At 66.7% G+C, this 23232-nt stretch carries 25 protein-coding genes; 10 read left to right on the forward strand and 15 right to left on the reverse strand.

Annotated elements, in window-relative coordinates; translation table 11 throughout:
* Positions 1-32: 32 nt before the first annotated feature.
* From FIU85_RS17910 to FIU85_RS17950, 9 genes are all read right to left on the reverse strand, one after another.
* The gene (locus FIU85_RS17910) at positions 33-1271 is read right to left on the reverse strand and encodes a TCR/Tet family MFS transporter (protein ID WP_152497866.1); all 1239 of its coding nucleotides are present in this window, start codon (positions 1269-1271) and stop codon (positions 33-35) included.
* 79 nt (positions 1272-1350) lie between these two features.
* On the reverse strand, positions 1351-2139 hold the full coding sequence (gene pcaD, locus FIU85_RS17915; RefSeq protein ID WP_152497867.1) for a 3-oxoadipate enol-lactonase: 789 nt from the start codon (positions 2137-2139) through the stop codon (positions 1351-1353).
* 86 nt (positions 2140-2225) lie between these two features.
* Positions 2226-4157, reverse strand: a complete 1932-nt coding sequence (locus FIU85_RS22230) for a hypothetical protein (RefSeq protein WP_216648881.1) — start codon at positions 4155-4157, stop codon at positions 2226-2228.
* A 247-nt stretch (positions 4158-4404) separates the two neighbouring features.
* Positions 4405-4728 (reverse strand): 5-aminolevulinate synthase, encoded by a 324-nt coding sequence (locus FIU85_RS17925; protein ID WP_152493056.1) that lies wholly within the window; start codon positions 4726-4728, stop codon positions 4405-4407.
* A gap of 180 nt (positions 4729-4908) precedes the next feature.
* Entirely contained in the window at positions 4909-6117 is a 1209-nt protein-coding gene (locus tag FIU85_RS17930; RefSeq protein WP_152497868.1) for an endonuclease/exonuclease/phosphatase family protein, read from the reverse strand.
* Positions 6118-6235: 118 nt separating this feature from the next.
* On the reverse strand, positions 6236-6700 hold the full coding sequence (locus tag FIU85_RS17935; RefSeq protein WP_152497869.1) for a macro domain-containing protein: 465 nt from the start codon (positions 6698-6700) through the stop codon (positions 6236-6238).
* Positions 6697-7683, reverse strand: a complete 987-nt coding sequence (locus FIU85_RS17940; RefSeq protein ID WP_152497870.1) for a threonine/serine dehydratase — start codon at positions 7681-7683, stop codon at positions 6697-6699. The genes FIU85_RS17935 and FIU85_RS17940 overlap by 4 nt, the downstream gene beginning before the upstream one ends.
* Positions 7680-8513, reverse strand: a complete 834-nt coding sequence (locus FIU85_RS17945; protein WP_152497871.1) for an alpha/beta fold hydrolase — start codon at positions 8511-8513, stop codon at positions 7680-7682. The genes FIU85_RS17940 and FIU85_RS17945 overlap by 4 nt, the downstream gene beginning before the upstream one ends.
* Positions 8513-9196 (reverse strand): haloacid dehalogenase type II, encoded by a 684-nt coding sequence (locus tag FIU85_RS17950; RefSeq protein WP_152493051.1) that lies wholly within the window; start codon positions 9194-9196, stop codon positions 8513-8515. The genes FIU85_RS17945 and FIU85_RS17950 overlap by 1 nt, the downstream gene beginning before the upstream one ends.
* A gap of 181 nt (positions 9197-9377) precedes the next feature.
* On the opposite strand from FIU85_RS17950, the gene FIU85_RS17955 reads away from it, so the two are divergent.
* Both FIU85_RS17955 and FIU85_RS17960 read left to right on the forward strand, forming a co-directional pair.
* Entirely contained in the window at positions 9378-9809 is a 432-nt protein-coding gene (locus FIU85_RS17955) for a peptidylprolyl isomerase (protein WP_152493050.1), read from the forward strand.
* A gap of 837 nt (positions 9810-10646) precedes the next feature.
* Positions 10647-11297 (forward strand): hypothetical protein, encoded by a 651-nt coding sequence (locus FIU85_RS17960; protein WP_172978918.1) that lies wholly within the window; start codon positions 10647-10649, stop codon positions 11295-11297.
* 75 nt (positions 11298-11372) lie between these two features.
* Here FIU85_RS17960 and FIU85_RS17965 read toward each other — a convergent pair whose 3' ends face one another.
* The 3 genes from FIU85_RS17965 to irrA form a co-directional block, all read right to left on the reverse strand.
* Positions 11373-12635, reverse strand: coding sequence for a SulP family inorganic anion transporter (locus FIU85_RS17965; protein ID WP_152497873.1), 1263 nt, complete (start codon positions 12633-12635; stop codon positions 11373-11375).
* 132 nt (positions 12636-12767) lie between these two features.
* Positions 12768-13751 (reverse strand): NADPH:quinone reductase, encoded by a 984-nt coding sequence (locus FIU85_RS17970; protein WP_152497874.1) that lies wholly within the window; start codon positions 13749-13751, stop codon positions 12768-12770.
* 9 nt (positions 13752-13760) lie between these two features.
* Positions 13761-14186, reverse strand: coding sequence for an iron response transcriptional regulator IrrA (irrA, locus tag FIU85_RS17975; RefSeq protein WP_152493046.1), 426 nt, complete (start codon positions 14184-14186; stop codon positions 13761-13763).
* Positions 14187-14342: 156 nt separating this feature from the next.
* Between irrA and fabA the strand changes: the two genes are divergently transcribed.
* Positions 14343-14852, forward strand: coding sequence for a bifunctional 3-hydroxydecanoyl-ACP dehydratase/trans-2-decenoyl-ACP isomerase (fabA, locus tag FIU85_RS17980; RefSeq protein ID WP_152497875.1), 510 nt, complete (start codon positions 14343-14345; stop codon positions 14850-14852).
* Between the two features lie 24 nt (positions 14853-14876).
* Here the strand turns inward: fabA and FIU85_RS17985 are convergent, their stop codons facing one another.
* Both FIU85_RS17985 and FIU85_RS17990 read right to left on the reverse strand, forming a co-directional pair.
* Positions 14877-15095 (reverse strand): hypothetical protein, encoded by a 219-nt coding sequence (locus FIU85_RS17985; RefSeq protein ID WP_152497876.1) that lies wholly within the window; start codon positions 15093-15095, stop codon positions 14877-14879.
* A 99-nt stretch (positions 15096-15194) separates the two neighbouring features.
* On the reverse strand, positions 15195-16082 hold the full coding sequence (locus tag FIU85_RS17990; RefSeq protein WP_152497877.1) for a sulfotransferase: 888 nt from the start codon (positions 16080-16082) through the stop codon (positions 15195-15197).
* A gap of 292 nt (positions 16083-16374) precedes the next feature.
* Between FIU85_RS17990 and FIU85_RS17995 the strand changes: the two genes are divergently transcribed.
* The 7 genes from FIU85_RS17995 (at position 16375) to FIU85_RS18025 (ending at position 22236) form a co-directional block, all read left to right on the forward strand.
* Positions 16375-17781 (forward strand): PAS domain S-box protein, encoded by a 1407-nt coding sequence (locus FIU85_RS17995; RefSeq protein WP_152493042.1) that lies wholly within the window; start codon positions 16375-16377, stop codon positions 17779-17781.
* A gap of 77 nt (positions 17782-17858) precedes the next feature.
* Positions 17859-19088: a beta-ketoacyl-ACP synthase I gene (gene fabB / locus FIU85_RS18000; protein WP_152497878.1), complete on the forward strand. Its 1230-nt coding sequence runs from the start codon at positions 17859-17861 to the stop codon at positions 19086-19088.
* Between the two features lie 7 nt (positions 19089-19095).
* Positions 19096-19887, forward strand: coding sequence for an enoyl-ACP reductase (locus FIU85_RS18005; RefSeq protein ID WP_152493040.1), 792 nt, complete (start codon positions 19096-19098; stop codon positions 19885-19887).
* A gap of 134 nt (positions 19888-20021) precedes the next feature.
* Complete coding sequence (locus FIU85_RS18010; protein WP_152497879.1) at positions 20022-20333, forward strand: hypothetical protein; 312 nt, start codon at positions 20022-20024, stop codon at positions 20331-20333.
* Positions 20334-20497: 164 nt separating this feature from the next.
* Positions 20498-20935, forward strand: coding sequence for a PACE efflux transporter (locus FIU85_RS18015; RefSeq protein WP_152497880.1), 438 nt, complete (start codon positions 20498-20500; stop codon positions 20933-20935).
* Positions 20936-21128: 193 nt separating this feature from the next.
* A complete protein-coding gene (locus FIU85_RS18020) occupies positions 21129-21632 on the forward strand; it encodes a twin-arginine translocation pathway signal (RefSeq protein WP_152497881.1) in 504 nt (167 codons plus the stop codon).
* Positions 21633-21639: 7 nt separating this feature from the next.
* On the forward strand, positions 21640-22236 hold the full coding sequence (locus tag FIU85_RS18025; RefSeq protein ID WP_152497882.1) for a ferric reductase-like transmembrane domain-containing protein: 597 nt from the start codon (positions 21640-21642) through the stop codon (positions 22234-22236).
* Positions 22237-22359: 123 nt separating this feature from the next.
* On the opposite strand, the gene FIU85_RS18030 is transcribed toward FIU85_RS18025, so the two are convergent.
* Positions 22360-23229: a hypothetical protein gene (locus FIU85_RS18030; RefSeq protein ID WP_152497883.1), complete on the reverse strand. Its 870-nt coding sequence runs from the start codon at positions 23227-23229 to the stop codon at positions 22360-22362.
* Positions 23230-23232 lie beyond the last annotated feature (3 nt).

A 23232-nucleotide genomic window follows, 5' to 3' on the forward strand; every position in this document is an offset into this window, starting at 1 on the left:
ACCGCCAGCCTGATCGGTTTTTCCGCGCGGTTTCAAGGCCGATTGCGACCTGTCGCGACGTAATCGGCGGAGGCGTGGCGCCTGCGGGTGAGAAAGAGCACGAGGCCGAGGGCCACGAGCAGGAGTGCTGCGAGGAACGGCGCGCCGGGCAGGGTGAGGGGGGCGTCGGCATGGGTGAAGGCGGCGAAGATATTGGTCATCATCAGTGGCGAGATGATCATGGCCAGCGCCCCCACCGAGGTGAAGATGCCCTGGAGCTCGCCCTGGGCATCGTGTGGCGTGCGGCGGGACATGATGGCGTGCAGGGCGGGCACGCACATGGCCGCCAGCGCCGAGACGGGGGTGAGGGCGAGGGCCAGCCAGCCGGTCTGGATGACGCCCAGCACGGCGAAGCTGAGGATGGCGAAGCCGAGGGCCAGCACAACCGTTCCGGCCTCGCCCAGGCGCGCGATGGCGATGCCGATCAGCCCGGCCTGCACGGCGAAGATCGAGATGCCGAAGATGCCGAGTGAAAGCCCGATCATCGACGGGTCCCAGCCGAAGGCGGCGGTGGTGTAGTAGGACCAGATGGCGGGATAGACGTTGAACGCCAGTTGATAGAGCAGCAGGACGACCAGCAGGCGCCCGAGGCCGGGCAGGGCGCGGATCTGGCGCAGGGCGCCGAACGGATTGGCCCGGGCCCAGACGAAGGGGCGGGCGCGGTCGGGGGTTATGGTCTCGCTGAGGACCGCCCAGCCGAAGAGGAAGTTGGCGAAGGCGAGTGACGCTGCGGCATAGAACGGCGCGCGGGGGCCGAGATCGCCCAGAAGGCCGCCGATCACGGGGCCGAGCACGAAGCCCATGCCGAAGGCCGCCGACACGAGGCCGAAACCCGCGCCGCGTTTTTCCGGCGGCGAGGTGTCGGCCATGAAGGCGGCGGCGGTCGACTGCGTGGCGGCCATGATGCCGCCCACCAGTCGGCCCAGCACCAAGAGCCACATGGCGTGGGCCACGGCCATCACGAGGTAGTCGAGCGCGAGGATGAAGAGCGAGCCCAAGAGGATCGGCCGCCGCCCGAAGCGGTCGCTGAGGTTGCCCACCATAGGGCCGAAGAGGAACTGCATCACCGCGAAAAGCGTGGTCAGCACGCCGCCCCAGAGCGCCGCCGAGGCGAGCGTGCCGCCGTCGATATCCATTATCAGCTCGGGCATCACGGGGATGATGATCCCGATGCCCATGGCGTCGATCATGACGGTGATCAGGATGAACGCTGTGGGCAGGCGCGACGACATGAAGGCTCCGGTCTGGATCTATGCATCGGACTGTAGTCGGGGCCGTTCATCGCGGAAAGGGTGCGTCGGTCGTGCGCGGTTAGATGTGGCCTGTTTCTTGCAGGAACTGCGTCAGGCGGGCGGCATAGGCCTCGGGCGCCTCGACGCAGGGCAGGTGGCCCGTGCGGCGCATTAGGTGGAACTCGGAGCCGGGAATCAATTGGGTCGTTTCGCGCACCAGATCGGGCGGGGTGGCGCCGTCCTCGGAGCCGGCGATGCCCAGGGTGGGCAGGCGCAACCCGCTGGTGGGAGTGTAGAAATCGGTGCCGGAGATCGCCGCCGAGCAGCCGATGTAACCTTCGTCTGGTTGGCCGGTGAGCATGTCGCGCCAGGTTTGCAGCTCCGGCCTGGCGAGGAAGTCGCGGGAGAACCAGCGTTCCATCGTGGCGTCGGCCAGCGCCTCGATCCCGCCCGCGCGGACGGCGTCGATGCGCTCCTGCCAGAGTTTCTGGTTGCCGATCCTGGCGGCGGTGTTCGACAGGACCATGCAGCGGACGAGATCGAGGCGCTTGACCGCGAGGCCTTGCGCGATCAGCCCGCCGATGGAGAGCCCGACGAAGACGCAGTCGCGGATGTCGAGATGGTCGAGCAGCGCCTCGGCGTCGCGCACGAGGGTGCCCATGGCATAGGGCGCGGGCGGTACGCTGGTCTGGCCGTGGCCGCGCTTGTCATAGCGGATGAGGCGCAGGCCCTTTGGCAGGTGGGGCAGGATCGCGTCCCACAGGTGCAGGTCGGTGCCCAGCGAATTGGCGAAGACGAGGGCCGGGCCGTCCGCCGTGCCTTCGTCGCGGTAGTGAATGTCGATGTCGTTGAGATGAACATGGGGCATGGGCGCAAAGAGCCACACCCTGCCGGCCTTGTCCACTGCGAACGGCCCGGGAGGGAGTAAGCCCGGGCCGCCGCTTGGGGCGGACGCTACTTGCGTCCGATCCGGCGGATCTCGCCGTCGAACGTGGGGACTGACATGACGAAGTCATCCGCCGGATAGCCGAGAGCCTGCTCTTCGAGGATGCCGATGGCGATCCGCTCGCCCATGCGCAGGCTGTCGTAATAGTCGGAGAAATAGTGCACGCCGGCCATGTTGCGCCCGATCGAGATGTTGGCGGCGAGCTTGTTCAACTCGCCCTCGAGCGTCAGGGGGCAGCACTGTTCTTTCTTGTCGCTCGGGTGCAGCACGACATGTTCGGCGATGTTCTTCTTGGTGTCCTTCTTGACCAGCTTGTAGGTTCCGCAGGGCTTGAAGACGAGTTTGGACATCGGCAGGTGAACGCCACATTCCTTCTTGCAATGCTCGGCCTTCTTCTTTTCTTCCTTGGTCAGCATCTCGCAGCGATAGGCGCCGGCCTCGACCACCTTGCCGTCGCAGAGGGCGTCATGGATCGCAGCCTTGTCGTAGAAGCCTGCATCACAGTCGGTTTTGTCTTTGGGGTTCGTGATGCGCACGAAGACCGAGGACGTGTCGTAGAACGCCTTGAGCATGGTCACGCAGGCCCCGGCGACGGTGGCATGGCCCGCACCGTAGGTCGGGTGCATCGGCGAGCCCTCGCCGAAGGCCATGGGCAGGAGCGCCGCGTCGGCGCCGTTGCCGCTGGTCGGGTGGGCGTCGAGCGCGTCGAGGGTCGGCTTGAGCGCGTCGCGCATGTCGGTGAAGCAGCCGCAGATCTGCGGGAACCGTTTCTCGATCTCGTCGGCGCGCGCGATCCGCGCGGCCAGCGCCTCGGGGCGCAGGCGCAGGTGGACGTTGAACTTCTGGTAGCGGACGGCCTTGAGGCCGCGCGTGGCCACCTCGGTCACGAGACTGAGGATGTGCGGCCCGCCCCAGAGCGCGAAGCCGCCGGCGTTGTAGGGCACTTTCGCCCCGGTCGCGGGGTCGATCATCAGCCGGTCCCCCGGCGGGCCGGACAGAAGGTCGAAGGCCGGATCGAACGGCGCCTTCTGCGCCAGAAGGAGCAGACAGGCGTTGAGATAGGCCTGGTAGAGCGCGTCGAAATGCACGTAGGTCGCCAGGTCGCGCGGGGTGCATATGAAGCGGCGCTGGTCGAGGGAAAAGTCCTGGATGCCGGTGCCGCCATAGCCGCGCTGCACCCGCAGCCAGTCATTCCAGGTGGTCATGTAGTCGGTTTCGCCCGCAACCGGGACGGTCTGGTCGACAAGCTGGGCGCCGTATTCGATCAGCCCCTGGTCGGGTTTCTTGGCGCCGGGCGAGGAGCCGATCAGCAGGAATTGCGACAGGTAGGGGCCGTTGAGCACACCGGGCGAGGAGCCGCGAAAGACGGTGCCGGACGACAGATTGCCCGCGGCGTTCGTTTTTCGCGGGCGGCCCCTGAAGCCATCGGTTGCATAGGCCAGCCCGTCGAGGCGCGTGGCCGAGGCGTCGACCGCGGCATTGCCCGCGCCTTCCTCGAAGGCGGTGAAGGGCACGTCGCGCAGGATCGCGAGTTCGTAGACCTCGGCCATCTCGAAGGCCAGCTCGTCCGAGCAGAGCTCGGGCGCGGGCGGCATGGTGACGGCCTGTGCGTCGGGGCCTTGCAGGTCATGGACGATACCCGCGGTGGGCGCTTCCCAGAAGCGGCGCGGCTCGTCGCGGGGGACAGGTACCCGCGTGGTGAAGGGTTCGCAGAAACCGTTGTCGATGGCCTTGCGGAAGGCCTCGAACGCGTCGGTGTCGGCGACAAGGCCGGTGGTCTGGTCGTGATCGAGCCCCTTGGTGAAGCTCATCGGATAGCAGGCGGCGCCGTAGCGCGCCTCGTCGCCATTGGCGCGATGCTCGGGGTGGTGGCGGTGGCGGGCCAGTTCGGCGGCCTCGACACGGAATCGGTAGGTGGATTCGGCACGGTCCTTGGGCATTGGAAATTTCCTTTCATGAAAAAGTCTTCGGGCAAGAAATTGGTCAAAGGCAGTCAAGAAAAACGCCGGAGCGCGAATGTAATATCCTTTATAAATGACTCGTCATGGCAGGGTCTGTCAATGATTATTTAAATCTTGGGTTGTTTGTGCTGCCAGATTTGCAACCCTGAACAGGGCGGCATTGACCGCTCCGCGTTGCGCGGAGCGCCGCCGATTGGCACAGGCGCCGGCCCGCAGCAGAGGCCGGTCAGTGAGAGACGATCGCCAGCCCCAGAAGGATGAGCGCGCCGCCGCCCACGTCGCGAGAGGACAGGCCCTCGCCGATGGAATAGGCGTAGGTCAGCACGATCAGCGTCTCGATCGCGATGATCAGCAGGTAGAGCGTGCCGAGCGTCACCCCGCGCATCAGCACGACCTCGGCCTGTGTTGCGGCGATGAACCCAAGCAGGATGAGACCGTAGGCGACGAGTGACCAGTGGCCGGAGGCAATCTTCATTCCGATGGTGGCGATGCCGTAACCCAAGGCGGCGACGACCGCCAACCCCAGCAGTCTGATGTCGAGAATTTCCATGACGCAGAACGGTGGCCAGACTATTGGCACAGCGTATCGAACTGATTTTATTGAAAAAGGGCCACCGACCCTAAATTGTTTCAGCAAATAATGACCGAAGGTACCACGGGCGGACGAGTCGTTACAGTTGGGATTTCCTGACCCCCGGGTCCTTGAGGGCCTGGGCCTGCGCCGGCGGTGTTACGTCTCCTGCATCCGCAGGTGCGCCATGATCTGGCCGTGGTCCGAGGCGAGCTTGTTATAGGGCGCTTCGGGGTGCGAGCCGTCGGTGAGGTGGTCGTTGAAGACACTGAAATAGGTCATTTCGCCCGCCCGGTCGGGATTGTCGGGGTGGAAATGGCGGGACAGGAATATCTGGTCGATGCTCTCGAAGACGCCGCCGAAGGCCGAGGTGTAGACCATGTCGCGCAGGGATTTGCGGACGAACATCTTTTCCGCCGAATGCAGGCGGACGCGCTCGACCTCCTCGGTGATCCGGCGGTTTTCCTCGTCCGAATAGCGGTCGGAACGGTCCTGCGCGTCGTGGCGCAGCATCCAGGCATAGTTCTTGAAGGGCGCCTCGCCGGTGATGATCTCGGTCGAGACGGCATGTTCGCCGTCGTTGAAATCGCCCAGCACCATGACCGGGTGGCCGGCCTCGATCTCGCGCACGACCTCGCGGCGCAGCACCCAGGCCTCGGCCATGCGCCGGACGGTGGCGCGCAGCGCGCCCATGGCGCGGCCGATGGGATCGTATTGCGTCAGGTCCTCTTCGGGGGCGTAGTCGGCGCCGGGGGGCGTGATGTATTCGCCCAGCTTGGATTTCAGGTGGCAGTTGAAGACCGTCACGGTTTGGCCGCCCATGGGGATGCGCGCCTTGATGACAGGCCGCGACAGGCGGCGCAGGACGTAATGCCCGGCGTCCTGCGTGCCGTCCATGCCGCGCAAAGGCTGGAAGGGGATGGAAAGCGGCTCTTCGAGGTCCTGGATGATCTCGGGCGTGCCAGCAAAGCCCAGTCGCGACAGCATCGCGACCCCGGGGCGCCGTTTGCCCGGCTCGCCGGTGTCGGCGGCGTTGGGGGCGAAGGCCAGCGTGGCGTCGTCATAGGGCGTGACGGCCAGTTTGCGGAAGATCGCCTTGCGGTGATAGCGTTTGGAGCGGTCGGGGATGGCCGCGTCGTTGAGGGCGCGGGCGCGGATGGACGCCTCGTCGATGACGGCGTGCAGGGCGTCTTTCTCGAAGATCTCCTGGAAGCAGATCACGTCGGCGTCGAGCGTCAGGATCTGGTCGGCCATCCAGTCGAGCTTCCAGGCGTATTCCTCGGGGGTGTAGGATTGGAACTCGTAGTATTCCCGGTCGGGGCCGATGAGGTTCTTGACGTTGAAGCTGGCGATGGTGACGTCGGTCATGGGGCGATTGTCCTATGGTCCTGGCGGCGTTTTCCGCGCGGAAAACGTGATAGAAAATGCGTATTTTCTATCACGGAATTTGCGCAAATTCCGGTTGCGTCCGGGGCGGGCCACGGGCCTAGCCATCGGCGACGGGCAGGACCACGAGGGCGTGGTCCATCCCGTCGAGCGCGGTGTCGATGCGCGGGGCGATCTCGTCCCAGTCGCCGCCCGCCAGGCCTGCGCCGATCAGGGGATAGCCGATGCGGGCTTCGGGGAACTGGTCTGCGACCTTTTCGAAGGCCGATTGCAGCGCGTCGTAATCGACCTTTTGCCCGTGACCGCTGTGATCGAACTGGGTGTAGGCGTTGACGATGGTCAGGCTGTGGCCGTCGCAATCGACCGTGGCGTGAGAGATGGTGCCCAGCTTGGCGCGGTCGCCCTTGGATGTCTCCATGTCGGCCTGCGCTGCGGCGGGGAATTCCATGGCGATGATGCGGGCGATGCCCGCGCCCATGGCGTGAAAGCAGTTGCAGCCGTGCACCAGCACGTCGAACTGGCCGGATTTGGCGAGCGCGATCAGGTCGCCTTCGACGCGTCTCATGGGGTTTCTCCGAGTGTTTCGAGGGCACGCGCGAACATGGGCGCGTCGACATTGCCGCCGGAGATCGTGCAGATGACCGTGTCGGCGTTAAGTTGGTCGCCGTGGAAGAGGGCCGCGGCGAGGGCGGCGGCGCCGCCGGGTTCGGCCACGAGTTTCAGGCGCTGGAAGGCGTGGGCCATGGCGCGCAGGCAGTCGTCTTCGCTGACGACAAGGCCCGGGCCGCAGAGGCGTTTGAGGATCGGGAAGGTGATCTGGCCCGGCGCGGGGGTGAGGATGGCGTCGCAGATATTGCCGCTGACGCCTGCGTTGGTCTCGATCTGCCCCGAGGCGAGCGAGCGGGTGACGTCGTCGAAGCCTTCGGGTTCCACCGGGCGCACCTTGAGGCCCGATGCGTCGGCCTCTAGCGCCAGGGCGATGCCGGAGGTGAAGCCGCCGCCGCCACAGCAGACCAGCATTTCGGCCTCGTGAATCCCCATCTCGGCCGCCTGTTCGGCAATCTCCAGCCCGCAGGTGCCCTGGCCGGCGATGACCTGGGGTTCGTCGTAGGGGCGGATCAGGGTGAGGTCGCGCTCGGCCTGCAGTGCCTCGCCCAGTTCCTCGCGGCTTTCGCCGGCTGCGCGGTCGTAGAGCACCACCTCGGCGCCGAGGGCGCGGGTGTTGGCGATTTTCAACGCGGGCGCGTCGGCGGGCATGATGATGACGGCGGTGGCGCCCATCTGGCGGGCGGCGAGGGCCACGCCCTGGGCGTGGTTGCCCGACGAAAAGGCGATGACACCCTTGGCGCGGGTCGCGGCGTCGAGTGCCGACACGGCGGAGCGGCCGCCGCGATACTTGAAGCTGCCGGTATGTTGCAGGCATTCCGGTTTGACGAGGATGCGGCGGCCCGCGATTTCATCAAGGAAGGGCGACGACAGCAGCGGCGTGCGGCGGGCGTGGCCCTTGAGGCGCTCGGCGGCGGCGCGGATGAGGGTGATGTCGCTCATGCGGCGGCCTCCAGCAACTGGCGGATGGCGGCCAGCGATTGCGGCTCGTCGAGAAAGGGGACGTGGCCGCGGTTGGGCACGACGGTGGTGATCATGTCGGGGTGACGGGTTTGCATCTGCGCTTGCGTCTCGGCGGTGAAAAGGTCGGAGTTCTCGCCCCGGATCGAGGCGGTGGGGATGGGTTTCAGCCCGTCGAAGAGCGCCCAGAGGTCCACGGCCTCTCCCGCGCCGGCCTGGCCCACCAGCGCGTCACGCAGGCGGGGGTCGTAGCGCAGGGTGATGCCGCCCGAGGGAGCGTCCTGCCACATGAACTCGGCCTGTTCGCGCCAGCGGGAGAGCGGGATGTCGGGGAAGTCCCGTGCGTGGCCCGCGGCCAGCGCGTCGGCGGCGGCGTCGAGGGTGTCGAAGGGCGGCGTCTTGCCAACGTAATCCATGATGCGTTCGATGCCGATGGGGGCCACCTCGGGGCCGATGTCGTTCAGCACCACGCCGGCGAGGCGGTCGGGGTGGCTGTGCGAGAGCGCCATCGCGATGAGGCCGCCGCGGGAGGTGCCGATGAGGATGGTCCGCTCGATCCCGAGGTGATCGAGAAGTTCGATGGCATCCTGGCCTTCGCGCAGGATGTTGTAGGTCATGTAGTCTTCCGCGTAGTCCGACTGTCCCCGACCGCGATAGTCGAGCCGGATGACGCGGTGGTCCGACAGGTGCGGCACGAGATAGGTGAAGTCGGTGACGTTGCGGGTGAGACCGGCTAGGCAGAGGATGGGCGTGCCGTTTCCTTCGTCGGTGTAGTGCAGCGACAGGCCGTCGGACGTGGTGAAGTGCGGCATTATTGGGCAAGCTCCGGGATGCCGGTGAGGTCTGTCAGCACGTGGCCGGGGGTGGCGGGCAGGCGGTCCATCGGCGCGCCGGCGCGGTTGACCCAGGCGGTGGTGAAGCCATAGCCCGCCGCCGCCGCTGCGTCCCAGCCGTTGGAAGAGACGAAGAGGACCTCGGACCTGGCGCATCCGAAGCGGTCGCCGACGAGGTCGTAAACGCTGGCGTGGGGTTTGAAGATGCCGACGCTTTCGACCGACAGCACGTCGTCGAGCACGTCGCCGATGCCCGCCGATGTCACAGCGCCGTCCAGCATGGCGGGCGAGCCGTTGGACAGGATCGCGGTGTTTTTACCGGCGTCCTTGAGCGCGTGGAGCATGGCGGGGACCTCCGGGTAGGCTTCGAGCTCCCAGTAGAGCTGCAGCAGGCGTTCGCGCAGGTCGGCGTCGTCCGCGAGGCCCTCGGCCTCGAGCGCCCAGTCGAGGCCGTCTTGGGTGACCTGCCAGAAGTCCGTGTGCCGGTCCATCACCGCGCGCAGCCAGGTGTATTGCAGCTGCTTCAGGCGCCAGTGCTCGGCGATGGCGGGCCAGTGGGATTTGAACGCCTCGCGACCGGGCTCGTCTGCGGCGGTGCGGGCGGCGGCGGCGACGTCGAAAAGCGTGCCGTAGGCGTCGAAGATGCAGGTGGTGATGGGCATGGGAGGCCTTAAGGTCCGGGGTGGTTCGGGGGGCAGTTCGGGGGCAGAGTGGCACGTCTGGGGAAGGGTTGGAACCCTGTTTGCAATCGCTGCCATGGCAGGTTAGCCTTGGGGCAGACCAGCAAGTACCCGCGCGAGGCGCGGCCTTGGAAACCCATCCCCCAAACAGATTGGAAACCACATGACGCAGGTGAAATCCGGCGATACGGTAAAAGTTCATTACAAGGGCACCCTGGCCGACGGCACGACCTTCGACAGCAGCGAAGGGCGTGATCCGCTGGAATTCCAGGTCGGCTCGGGCCAGATCATTCCGGGCCTCGACAAGGCCATTCCGGGCATGGAAGTGGGCGACAAGAAGACCGTCGAAGTGCCCGCGGACGAGGCCTATGGCCCGCTGGACCCGGCCGCCAAGCAGGCGGTGCCGCGCGCCGACATTCCCGACGACATCCCGCTGGATATCGGCACGCAGTTGCAGGTGCAGACGCCGCAGGGCCAGACCCTGCAGGTGATGGTGGCCGAGGTCACCGACGAGCAGGTGACGCTGGACGCCAACCACCCGCTGGCGGGCAAGGACCTGACCTTCGACGTGGAGCTTGTCGGGATCGACAGCTGACGAAATTTTCGCACGGGCGGCGGTGGTCTTGCCGCGCCCTTGCGTGCGCGCCCCCGGGCTGACGGGGGGCGCGGATTGTGGGAGCGCGCGTGACCGGATGCGGTCATGCGCGTTTTCTGTTGGCGACACAGAGACGCGGACGCCGATGCGACGCCAAGCGAAGCGCTGCTTCGAGCCCTTTGCGGACACGTGTGATCAATAGCCCCGAGCGCCATTGACGGGCCGCGGCGCGGCGATCCGAGGGTGGTTCGGCAGCGTTTTGTCCAGGCCACATCCGAAACAAGATTGGGCGATGCACCGAGTTTCACCCAATCGCCGCGCCGTGGGGGCGGTCCGGCGATGGCGCGGGCCTGCGGCCTGTTTCCGCGCTGGGGCTTCAGATGACACGTCTTCAGTCCAGTCGCTCGTAACATACTGGTGTTGCGCCCCAGCCGGTTAACAGTCGCGAAGCGGCCCGGCCATCGTCAGCCCCTCCCACGGGCTGGCGATTTGGCTGAGGTGGGCGCAACGACCCTTCCGAGGACGTGTTTGGCGGGCATGAAGTGCTTGAGAATTGCCGTCGGATCGCCATCCCAGGGGCTGACGCTCGCCTCCGTCGTGAACGGCACCAAAGTCCGCAATGCGAATATCGGTTCTTTTCCCTGCGGGCCGTGGCGCGACCCTGACGGTGGCTTGGGGGCGCGTCTCGGGGTGAACCGGGGCGCGCGTTTTTCTTTGCGCGGCGGGGGCGGGTCCTGCCACTATGCAAGCGTGGCGACCCGCGCGGGTGGGAACACGCGCGCATGATCCGCGTTGGCCCTTTTGCAAAAGCCGGCAAGAGCGAGGGGCGTGACGACAATGATGGAGTTTCTGAAAGAGAACGTGGAGATCGTTCAGATCGCGGCCAGCCTGACGACGACTTTCGTGTGGCTGGTCTACCTGCATATCTTCCTGAGCGGCTATATCCAGCAGCGCCGGTCCAGCATCCTGATCAACCGCGGTGGCGGGCAGGACATGAAGGCGCGGTGCCTGGTGTCGAACATGGGCGCGCAGCCGGCCTATCTGCTGGACGTGCTGGCGTCGCTGGACACGGGCGAAGAGGTCGATGTCGCCAGCGTCGTCGACCGCGAGGAGTTGCGCAAGGAGGAGCTGGAGCAGCCGACGAGCGTAACCGGGCAGGGCCCGATCCCGTCGGGCGGGTACGTGGATATCGGAACCTTCGAGGATGTGGCCCGCCGGGCGGGGCACAGCGCGGACGAGAGCGACCTGAAGGACCGCTGTCTGAAACTGGTGGCGGTCTGTGCGACCAACCAGGCCAATCACGTGGTCGCGGCGGCGCGCGAGTTCGACCTTGTTCCGGGGGACGAGGGTGTGCGGCTGGCGCCCCGCAAGCTGGAGGCGCGGCAGATCCGGTCGCGGCGGCTGAGACGGAAGATCACGTCGATGCTGGAGCGGCTTGAGCGCAAGGACGGCGACGCCGAGATCGGCGCGGAGTTCGCGCGGCTGTAGCGCTGCGCCGGGGGCGTTGGCCAGGCGGCAGGCCCTGTCCCCGGTCGGCCGTGACGCCGGGGTGGCGTGCCGGGCCTATCGGTCCGGCTCCGACCAGTCGGAGGCCGGGACGTCGCGGCGGTGCAGGCGCAGGGCCAGACCCAGCGCGACGCCGACGCCGATGGCGACGGTCAGGTCGGCCAGAACGGTCAGGACCATGGTCAGGGCCAGCAGGAAGATGTCCGAGGCGCGCTCGGCCAGGTGGCCGCGCCACTTGTGCGGCTCGCTCATGTTCCAGGCGGTGAGGATCAGCAGACCGGCCAGCGCGGGCATCGCCATGTACCCCACCAGCGGTGCCGCGACCAGCATGACGATCAGGATCGTCACCGCGTGGACCAGACCGGCCACTGGCGTCTTGCCGCCCGCGCGGATGTTGGTCGCGGTGCGGGCGATGGCGCCGGTCGCGGGCATCCCGCCGAAGAGCGACGAGCCGATATTCGCGGCCCCTTGCGCCAGCAGTTCCGCGTTGGGCCGGTGATGTCCCGCGATCATCCGGTCGGCGACCATGGCCGAGAGCAGGGATTCGACCCCGGCCAGGAAGGCGATGACCAGGGCGGAGGGAAGAAGCTCGATCAACCTGTCGATGCTGACGACCGGCAGGGCGGGCCTGGGCAGGGTGCCGGGCAGGTCGCCGAACCGCGAGGCGATGGTGTCGACAGGCAGCCCGGTGACGGCGACGATGGCGGATGTCAGGGCCACCGCGACGATCAGTCCCGGCCATTTCGGCGCGGCGCGGCGGAACAGGACGATCAGGGCCATCGTCACGACGCCGATCGTCGCGGAAGCGCCCGAGACGGTGGGCCGGGCGGCCCAGAGCGCCTCGACCTTGGGCAGGAAATCCGCCGGCAGGTCGGTGACCGCGAGGCCCAGAAGGTCCTTGAGCTGGCTGGTGGCGATGATGACGGCGATGCCGATGGTGAAGCCGTTGATCACCGGCTCGGGGATCAGCCGGATGAGGTTTCCGGCCCGGAAGAAACCGGCGACCAGCAGGATGAGACCGGCCATGAGCGTGGCCAGCACCAGCCCGTCATAGCCATGATCCGCGATCACGCCGAAGACCACGACGATGAAGGCGCCGGTCGGCCCGCCGATCTGCACGCGGCTGCCGCCCAGAAGCGAGATCAGGAAGCCCGCGACGATGGCGGTCACCAGGCCCTTGGCGGGGTCGGCGCCCGACGCGATGGCGATGGCCAGGCTGAGCGGCAGGGCCACCATCGCCACGGTCACGCCGGCGAGGACGTCCTGCGCCAGAAGCGTCCGGGAATAGCCGGGCAGGGTCGTGAGGATTTTGGGTTTCATGCACTTATGTCAGGGGACGTGCCGGTTCGGTGTCATCCTGAGGTCTGGCGTAAGTGAAGCTGCGCGGCTCTGCAAGGGCGGCATGGCGGGGGTCGTGCCGCGAAGGCCGGTTTCAGGCCCGGCGGCGCGGACTCAGGGTTCCAGCAGGACCGCGCCGCGGCGGCCGGGGCTGAGCACCATGTTGTGCGCCGTGACGCAATCGGCGAGCGGCAGGCTGGCGTGGATGGCCGGGGTCAGCGCGCCTTCGGCCAGGGCCGCGTGCAGGCGGGCGATGGCCGCGGCGCGTTCCGCCGGGGGCAGGATGTAGATCAGGGAAATGTCGATCTTGAGCGCCTTGAACAGCATAGCGCCGAAGGGCAGTTCCGGCGTCATGTCCTTGGCCGAGCCGTAGGTGGCGATGGTGCCCATCGGTTTCATCACCTCGGCCAGAAGTGCGGCATTGGTGCCGAATTCGACCTCGACCGCGCGGTCGATGCCGCCCGGTGCGATGTCCTTGATTTTCGAGGTCAATTCCTCGTCGCGGTAGTCGAGCACGTGATCGGCGCCGGTCTCGGCCACGTAGTCGGCGGCATCGGCGGAGGCGGTGGTGATCACCGTCGCGCCGCCCCACTTGGCAAGTTGCACGGCCATGTGGCCCACGGCCCCCGCGCCGCCGGAAATGAGCAGCGTCTGCCCTGCGACATCGCCGCCGCCGAAAACCGTATGACAGGCGGTGAGGCCGGGGATGCCCAGCGTCGCGCCGACCTCGTGGCTGACGCCCTCGGGCAGGGGCACGGCCTGGTCGGCGGGCAGGGCGATCATCTCGGCCGCGGTGCCATGGGCGCGTTGCCACTGGGCGTTCCAGAGCCAGACATGCTGATCCATGCGGGCGGGATCCACGCCTTCGCCCACGGCGAAGATCGTGCCGGCGCCGTCGGAATGGGGGATGATGCGGGGGAAATCGGGTTTGGTCACGCCGGGGCGGGAGCCCGCGCGGGACTTGGCGTCGGAGGGATTGACGCCGGAATGGGTGAGCCGCACCAGCACCTCGCCCGGGCCGGGCGTGGGGGTGTCGACCTCTCCGACGGTCAGGACGTCTTCGGCGGGTCCGAATTGTTCGTAATGGGCGGCGCGCATTCCGGCGGGTCAGCCGGACTTGCGGCGCAGGCGGATCACCACGTCGACGCTTGCGATCTCGGCGCCTTCGGGCGCGCCGGGCAGGCGGGCGATCTCGAGCTCGTCGGCGGGCGCGTCGGAGAGGCGTTGCTCATCCTCCCAGAAGAAATGCGGGTGATCGTGGGTGTTGGTGTCGAAATAGCTTTTCGACCCGTCGACCGTGACCTCTTGCAGCAGGCCAACGTCGCAGAAGGCGCGCAGGGTGTTGTACACCGTGGCGAGCGAGACACTGTCGCCGTTCTCGCAGACGGCGGAGTAGAGGCTTTCCGCAGTCACATGGCGATGCTGCCCGTCGCCGACAAGCAGCGCGGCCAGCGCGACGCGTTGACGGGTCGGGCGCAAGCCTGCGCCTGCGAGCCATTCGGTGCCTCGGGTTGTCGCCTCGGTATCGGTCATGAAAGCTCCTGTCTCAATGCCAATATAGGGGTCTCCACAGGGGAATTTCAAACAAAATTCTGCACCATAGCGCGGCGCGGCAGGGCTTGCGCGGGGGTTTTGCGGGGTGTTACAGGATCGGATAACGGAACAGTTAAGAGAAAAGGGTGCGACCCTATGGCCGACTTCCCGAGCAGCTTCGACCGCGAAGACCTGCTGAAATGCGCACGTGGCGAGCTTTTCGGCCCCGGCAATGCGCAGCTGCCCGAGCCGCCGATGCTGATGATGGACCGGATCACCGATATTTCGGGCGATGGCGGGCCGCATGGCAAGGGGCACGTGGTGGCCGAGTTCGATATCACACCGGACCTGTGGTTCTTTGAATGTCATTTCCCCGGCAATCCGATCATGCCGGGATGCCTTGGCCTTGACGGGCTGTGGCAGCTGACCGGGTTCAACCTGGGCTGGCGCGGCTGGCAGGGGCGCGGCTATGCGCTGGGCGTGGGCGAGGTGAAGCTGACCGGCATGGTGCGCCCGGACCGCAACATGCTGACCTATTACGTGGATTTCACCAAGGCGGTGCAGACGCGGCGGCTGACCATGGGTGTCGCCGATGGCCGGGTCGAGGCCGATGGCGAGGTGATTTACCAGGTCAAGGACATGAAGGTCGCGCTGAGCGAAAGCTGAGGCGCGGCCCCCGAAGGTTTACCGCTAGAGCAGGAAGTCGAAGCCGTCCGTCATGTCGGGCGGCACGAGGTCGTCCCAGTCGGGTTCGGCGATGTCCTGTGCGGTGGCGGTGTCGCGGGCCTTGGGCTCGAAATATTCCATAATGCTGCGCTGCACGATGTCTTCGGCCAGGTCCTCTGCGAGAGAGCGTGTCTTTGCGTCCGGGATGGACCGGAAGTCGATGATGATGCCGTCTTCGGGCATGGGGGTATCCTCCGATAGGGCGCCGGGATGGGGGTGGCGCGTTGCGTAACGAGGATGGGTCGGAGCGGGTCGCGACAGGGTTCAAAGGTTTCTTCTGCGTCAGCCCTGCCAGCTTGCGGGGAGCGCGGTGCCGAAGCGGTCGCGGCAGAAGGCGTATTGCGGGGCAAGCTGTGCCGCCAGTGCCGTGCGCGCGGCCTGCGGCAAGGGCGCCTTGAGCGTGGTTTCGTTGTGACGGGCGTTCGCGTCGGCCGGGGTGAAAGGCACGTCGATGAAATCGCACAGGCGGCGCTGCGTGGCCTCGGTGAAGAGGGTTTCGTAGAAAAGGCAGAGCACCTCGCCGGCCCCGAAGGTGGCGTCCAGCGCGGTGAGGATGCCGGCGTAATCGGCGCGCGCGGTCAGGGCGGGCATCTGGCGGACGCGGTCCCAGTCCTGCGTGGCGCGGGTGTCGGGGGCCATCTGTTCGAGGTGGCGCAGCTGGGACCAGAAGCGCGCCACAGGGTCGCGCATGATGAACAGGACGCGCAGGCGGCAGCCCTGGTGCGCGACGACGTCGCGGATGTCGGCAAAGCCCGCCGCGCCGATGGCCGAGTAGCCCGGCGTGATGTCGGCGAAACAGCGCGTCTCGGCGCCGCAGAGCCGGGCGAAGTGGCCGAAATAGGCGGTCTCGTCCTGGATCATCTGCGCCCGGTCGAGGCTGGCGCGGAACGTGGCGCGCCGGCGGAGGTTTTCCAGCGCATCGCCGGGCTGATCGAGGTGGAACTTGAGCCGCGCGAGCGCCAGCGCGTCAGGATTGCCCAGGCAATGCGCGGGGTGGCGGGCGTCGAAGAAATGCACTTCCTTCAGCGGCGAGGGGGCGCATCCGGGCAGGTCGGAGAGGTAGGCGTGCAGCCAGCTTGTGGCGCATTTGGCCGCGCCGATGCAGACCAGGAATGTCTTGCCCGCAAGGTCGGGGTGGCGGGGCCGGGGATACGGGTGACGCAACGTCATGGTGAGGGATCCGCCGTGCGGGAGGGTCGGACGTGACAGAAATGCTGCCACATCGGTCGGACTCGCTCAAGTTTTCGCGCAAAATGCGGACTGCGCGTGCCTAAGTGGCTGATTTGAAAGCATTTGAGCGGATTCCCGCTTACGCCACGTAATGTTAACCCTATTTAAACGAGTTTATTGCAGGGCGCCTGCGCCCTTGGGATACGGTAGCCTTGATATACCAAGGTTGTGCCTGTGGGGGATCGTCCCCACGTGGGATGCCAACCGCTGACGAGTAACGAGGCAAGAGCACGTGCAAACCAACAGTGATGCTTTCGGGCCGGTGGGCCGGATGGGCGTGACGGAATTCATAGATGCACTGCCGGACGAGTTCGTGATCGTGGATTCCAGCGGCGTGGTCATCGCCGCCAATTCCGCCTGGAAGCAATTCGGCGCAGAGAATGACGGGGCGCCCTCGGGCTATGTCGGGAGCAACTATTTCGACATCTGCCGGAGCGCCGACGGCGAGTCGAGCATGGAGGCGCGGCTGATCGCGGAGTCGCTGGAGACGACGCTGCGCTCGGGCGAGACCTTCGTGTGCGAATACCCCTGCGACAGTCCCACGATGAAACGCTGGTTCGAGCTGACCGCGACGCGGATGATGTTCGAGGGGCAGCCCTTTCTGACGATCCAGCACCGCAACGTGACGCAGCGCCACCACGAGCGGGACGCGCTGAAGCGGACGGCGGTGGACAGCAACGCGCTATCGGCGCTGGTGGCGGGGACGTCGGACGCGATCCTGACCTATGACCTGGAGGGCAGGATCACGTCGTGGAACCCGGCGGCTGCGCGGCTTTACGGCTATGCCAGCGACGAGATCGTCGGGCGGTCGCTGGAGACGCTTTACCCGTCGGACGAAAAAAAGCCCGTGACCTGGTACCGCGACGAGATCATCGCCGGGCGGCTGGACCGTTTCGAGGCGGTGCGCATTGCCCGGGATGGCACGCCGCGCGAGGTCTGGATAAGTTGCGCCCCGATCCGGGGCGTGGATGGCGACGTGGTTGCGATTTCCAACATTCACCGCGACATCAGCGAGTTGCGCCGCGCCGAGAAGGCGCGCGAGCTGATGTCGCGCGAGGTGATCCACCGGGCCAAGAACATGCTGACGATCGTGTCGGCGGTGCAGCGCCAGACCGCCCGCACCGCGGCGTCCGTGGACGATTTCCAGGCCAAGTTCGGTGCGCGCATCTCGGCCCTGTCGAAATCGACTGACCTGCTGATCGGCGGGCAGTGGGACGATGCGGATCTGCGCGAGCTGGTGGTCGGCCACCTGCGCCCCTTCACGTCCGAAAACGATGCCCGCATCCGCCTGTCGGGGCCGGAGGTGCGGCTGATGCCGCAGGCGGTGCAGACGCTGGGGATCGCGCTGCACGAGCTGGCCACCAACGCGATGAAATACGGCGCATTGGCGCATGAGCGCGGCGAGGTGGAGCTGGCCTGGAAACTGTCGAAAGGGAGCCGGGGCCGCGCCCTGGACCTGAGCTGGCGGGAACGCGGCCTGGCGCATCCGCCCGAGGAGGACGCGCCGGGGTTCGGCAGTACCGTGCTGACGTCACTTGCGCCGTCGATGCTGGGCACGCAGGCGCTTTACCACGTGGCGCCGGACGGCGTTCAATGGACGATCTCGATCGACCCGGAGCATTTTTCGCTGCTGGGCTAGGTTCGCAGGGGCGGCATTGATCTTGCACCCGCCGCCTTGCATGTCCTACAACGCGGGCAATCAGGTAGGGAGGCAACATGCGTCGCGTCGTCGTCACCGGGTTGGGAATCGTCTCCAGCATCGGCAACAATGCCGAGGAGGTGCTGACCTCCTTGAAAGAGGGGCGTTCGGGCATCACCGCCAATGAGCAGATGGCGGAGCACGGGTTTCGCAGCCAGATCGCCGGGGACGTCAAGCTGGACGTGGCCGAGCATGTGGACAAGCGCACCCTGCGCTTCATGGGGCCGGGCGCGGCCTATGCCCATATCGCCATGCAACAGGCGATTGCCGATTCAGGACTGGAAGAGGGTGAGATCGTCAACCCGCGCACCGGGCTGGTGGCGGGGTCCGGCGGGCCGTCCACCTCGGCCATGCTGGCGGCGCACCAGACCGTGCTGGAAAAGGGCAGCCCCAAGCGGATCGGGCCTTTTGCGGTGCCGAAATGCATGTCCTCGACGATCAGCGCCAACCTGTCGACCGCCTTCAAGATCAAGGGCATCAACTATTCCATCACTTCGGCCTGTTCGACCAGCCTGCATTGCATCGGCAACGCGGCGGAGCAGATCATGATGGGCAAGCAGGACGTGATGTTCGCGGGTGGCGGCGAAGAGCTGGACTGGACGTTGAGCTGCCTCTTCGACGCGATGGGCGCGATGAGTTCCAAGTATAACGACACCCCCGAAAAGGCGAGCCGGGCCTTCGACGCGGGCCGCGACGGATTCGTGATTTCCGGCGGCGGCGGGATCGTCGTGCTGGAAGAGCTGGAGCACGCAAAGGCGCGGGGTGCAAAGATCTATGCCGAGGTGACGGGCTATGCCGCCACCAGTGACGGGCATGACATGGTGGCCCCCAGTGGCGAAGGCGGCGAGCGGGCAATGCGCCTGGCGCTGGAGACGCTGCCCAAGGAGCGCCGCGTTGGCTATATCAACGCGCATGGCACCAGCACGCCCGTGGGCGATGCGGGCGAGGTCGAGGCGGTGCGGCGCATCTTCGGCGAAGGCAACGTGCCCCCGATCAGCTCGACCAAGTCGATGACCGGGCACAGCCAGGGCGCCACGGGCGCGCAGGAGGCGATCTATTGCCTGCTGGCGCTGCACCACGATTTCATCATCCCGTCGATCAATGTCGAGACGCTGGACCCCGCCATCCGTGAGGGCGAGATCGCCACGACGCGCGTGGACGAGGCCGGGCTTGATACGGTGATGACAAACTCTTTCGGTTTCGGCGGCACGAACGGGTCGATGCTGCTGAGCCGGTTCGAGGGATAGGGCACGCATGACGAATTCTATGCAAGGATTGCGGGGCCTGATCATGGGCGTGGCGAACGACCGTTCCATCGCCTGGGGCATCGCCAAGGCGATGCACGAGGCGGGCGCGGAACTGGCGTTTTCCTACCAGGGCGAGGCGTTTGCCAAGCGGGTGGAGCCGCTGGCCAACTCGGTGGGGTCCAATATCCTGTTGGATGTGGATGTCACGAAGGACGAGTCGCTGGACGCGGCCTTTGCCGAACTGGCCGAGACATGGCCGACGATCGACTTCGTGGTGCATGCGATCGCCTATTCCGACAAGTCGGAACTGTCGGGTCGGTTCCTGAACACCAGCCGGACGAACTTCAAGCATTCGATGGATATCTCGGTCTATTCCTTCATCGAGGTGGCGCGGCGCGCCTATCCGATGATGAAGGAGAAGGGCGGCACGATGCTGACCCTGACCTACCAGGGGTCGAACCGGGTGGTGCCGAACTACAACGTGATGGGCGTGGCCAAGGCGGCGCTGGAGGCCACCACGCGCTACCTGGCCAATGACCTGGGGCCCGACAAGATCCGCGTGAACGCGATCAGCCCCGGGCCGATGAAGACGCTGGCGGGCGCGGCCATCGGCGGCGCGCGGCGGACGTTCCGGCACACCGAGGAAAATGCACCGATGCGGGCCAATGCCACGTTGGAGGCGATCGGCGGTACGGCAGTGTACCTCGCCAGCCCCGCGGGGGCCTGCACCACCGGCGAGGTGATAAAGGTCGATGGTGGCTATCACGTTCTGGGGATGCCGCAGCCGGAAAACCTGTAGCCCGAAGAGCCCGCGCGGCGGTGCGCCGGGGTGCCGGGCGGCCTTCGGCACTGACCGCCCCCCCCCGGGGGATGTCCCGATTTGGTCCGGGTCTTGCCTTAGATTCGCCACGGGAGGCCGGCACGCTGGGTGGCATGAGCTTTCAACCGAACCCCGCCGAGGCCCGCTTCGAGAAGCGCAACGCACGCGCCCTGACGGCGCGCAAGTGGGCGCGGGGCCTGAAGCTGGTGCTGGCCGGGCTGTGCCTGACCGCGATCTGGCAGGAACGGGCGCTGTATCCGGTGATGCATGACCGGATGCAGGCGGTCTATGTCCACGGCATGGACTGGATCGAACGCATGGAAGGCGGCAGCAGCTACCTGACGGCGATGGGCGATTTCGGCATCAAAGACAACAGCGGCGAGCATGATGCGCTGACCCGCGCCTTGCTGAACATGCGGCAATAGGCGGGCAGGCCGGGGCGGGGTGGTGCCCTGTCGGCCACATCTTCCACAATCGGACAGCCGCCGCTTGAAAGCCCAGCGTCGCACCGTCATTTACCATGTCAGAGGACGACCTCCCCAGCAGGGATTTGCGTCCGGGACGGCCCGGAATGATGTGGGAGGGTTCCATGCGATCCCCGTCCGACCGTCTGCGCCACGCGCTGAGCTTTGAAATCATCGCCCTTATTCTGATCGTGCCGCTGGGCGCGGTCGCCTTCGGCATGCCGATGCACGATCTCGGGGTGGTCGGCCTTGTCAGCGCGACCATCGCCACGCTTTGGAACATGGTGTTCAATTTCGGCTTCGACCTGGTGTTGCAGCGCCGGACCGGCGCGACACGCAAGACCGCGCGGGTGCGGGTGGCCCATGCGGTGCTGTTCGAGGCGGGGCTTTTGGTGGTGCTGATGCCCTTCATCGCCTGGTACCTGCAGGTGTCGCTGTGGCAGGCGCTCGCGATGGACCTGTCCTTTGCGCTGTTCTACATGGTCTATGCGCTGGGCTTTAACTGGCTATACGACATCGTGTTTCCGTTGCCGGAATGGACCGGGCAGGCGCTGCGCGACTGAGCCGCGATGGGGCGCTGCCGCCCGCGGCTGCGCCGACCTTCGCCGATCGGGCGCCGATCGGGACGAAACCGCGCGGTCACGGTGCCGTGAGGGTGCTTTGCCTGTGCCCGATCGGCGTTATCTTTGGAGGTGAACAGCGGTGCGTGCCATGACGACGGTGGTCCGCGCCCCCGACCCGACAGGAGAGACCGGAATGAGTACCCGACTGATCAATCGACGCAATCTGATCGCCACCGGCGGCGCGGCGGCCGCCGTGACGCTGGGCGCCGGCCTGATCGTGCCGGCACGCGCGGCCGGAGTGGAGCCGACGCCCACCATGCCGGGCGGGGCCAACAACTATCGCCCCGGCGCCGCCCTGACCGACCGGATCGGCAATGGCGGCTTCACCATGACCGGCACGGTGCGCCGGGCGGGCGATGGCGCGCCGCTGGAGGGCCGCCGCATCCAGATGTGGGCGCACACGACCGAAGGGCACGAGCGCGACCCGGAAAGCCATGGCGCGACCCTGACCGACCGCGACGGGCGGTTCGTGATGGACATGCCGCAGATCGTGCCCGCCTTCGGCCAGCCGCACGGGCACCTGGCCTATGACGCCGAATATGACGATGGCGGGTTCAGGACGGTGTTCCTGCGCCCGGTGATGTCGAGCCCGGGACAGACGTCGCTTGACGTGGAGTTTGTGCTGGTTCCGGCATAAACCCCCGATGCTGCGAAAGGTCCTGATATGGGCGGCGGTTTGCGCCGCCCTTGTCGTGCCGGTGGCGGCGGCGGGGTTCAGCCCGCTGTTGCAATGGCGGCAACCCGTCTACATCGTGGCCGGGTTTGCCGGGATCGCGGGCTTTGCCCTGATGTTTCTTCAACCGCTTCTGGCAGGCGGATACCTGCCCGGGATCGACGCATTGAAGGGCCGGCGGGTGCATCGCCGGGTCGGCGCGGGGATCGTGGCGCTGGTGGTGCTGCACGTGGCGGGCCTGTGGCTGACCAGCCCGCCCGACGTGGTGGATGCGTTGCTGCTGCGCTCGCCGACGCCGTTTTCTGTCTGGGGCGTGCTGGTGATGTGGCTGATCTTTGCCACCGCCGCGCTGGCGCTCACGCGCAAGCGGCTGGGGCTGCGGCCGATGACGTGGCGGCGGGCGCATACCGCGCTGGCGGTGCCGATCGTCGCGGGCACGGCCCTGCACGCGGTGCTGATCGAAGGCACGATGGAGACGGTCAGCAAGTACATGCTCTGCGCCTTGGCGCTGGGGGCGACGGTCAAGGTGATCCGGGACCTGCGGATCTGGGCGCGCCGGGCGAGGTGAAGCGGGCGGCATCCCGGACCTGATCCGGGATCTCGTGGTTCGGGAGATCCTCGGGTCGAGCCCGGGGATAACGGTTGAGTGGGCCGGCGCGGGAGGTCCCGGGTCAGGCCCGGGACGGGTGGTTCAGAACCACTGGCCGGGTTCCATCAGACCCAGGTCCAGCAATTGCCGCGAATGCCATTCGAACGGCGCGGAATTGTGCCACTTGAAGGTGTGGATGTCGAAGGTCGAGCCGGGGTTGCGCTTGAGCGCCTTGGCGGTTCTGAACGAGGCCACCGCCGCCGTCAGGTTGTGGTGCCAGGGGCAGGCGTAGGTGTTGTATTCCTCGTCGTTGAACGTGTGATCGGGGCGCAGCTGCAGGCCCGGCTGGGCGCGGAACAGCGAAATCCGGTCGATCTTGCGGCGCTTCACCGGGATATGTTCCTCGTACCGCCAGCGCAGGCCGCCGAAGAAATCCAGTTGCCGGTCGCGCGGGTGGTTGTGATTGTCGGGGTCGTTCCGCGCCAGCGCATAATAGCCGGAGCGGTCGAGGTGCGCATCCTCGAGCGAGACCGCGTCACGGTGCCGGTCGAGGTCGCCGGCATAGAGATCGACCACGTAGGTCAGCATCGCGTCGCGCCGTTCCTCGGTGTGGAAGGCCAGCATCTCGCCCACGGTGCGCGTCTCGCAGAACGGAAAGAACAGGTATTCGGCATTGAAGCAGTAATAGAGCCAGAGGCCCGGCGCGGCGGCGATGACCTTGTTCACCGCGTCGACGTAATTGTCGCCCGCGGCGACGTCGAAGGGGATGCGGTGCACCGCCGCGCTGACGTCGGGGGCCAGCGGGAACCCGGACGGCATCAGCGCCAGCACGGATTGGAAGCCGGTGTCGAGATGATGGCGAATGGCGCTGTCGACCTCGATCTGGTCCTCGACGAAGATCATCGCGACAGGCCCCTTGGCCAGCGCGGTGCCGGGCTCTTTCAGAAAGGCGGACAGGGTGGCGTGCTGCATCGT

Source organism: Roseovarius sp. THAF8 (genome assembly GCF_009363735.1).
In the GTDB taxonomy this organism is placed as follows: domain Bacteria; phylum Pseudomonadota; class Alphaproteobacteria; order Rhodobacterales; family Rhodobacteraceae; genus Roseovarius.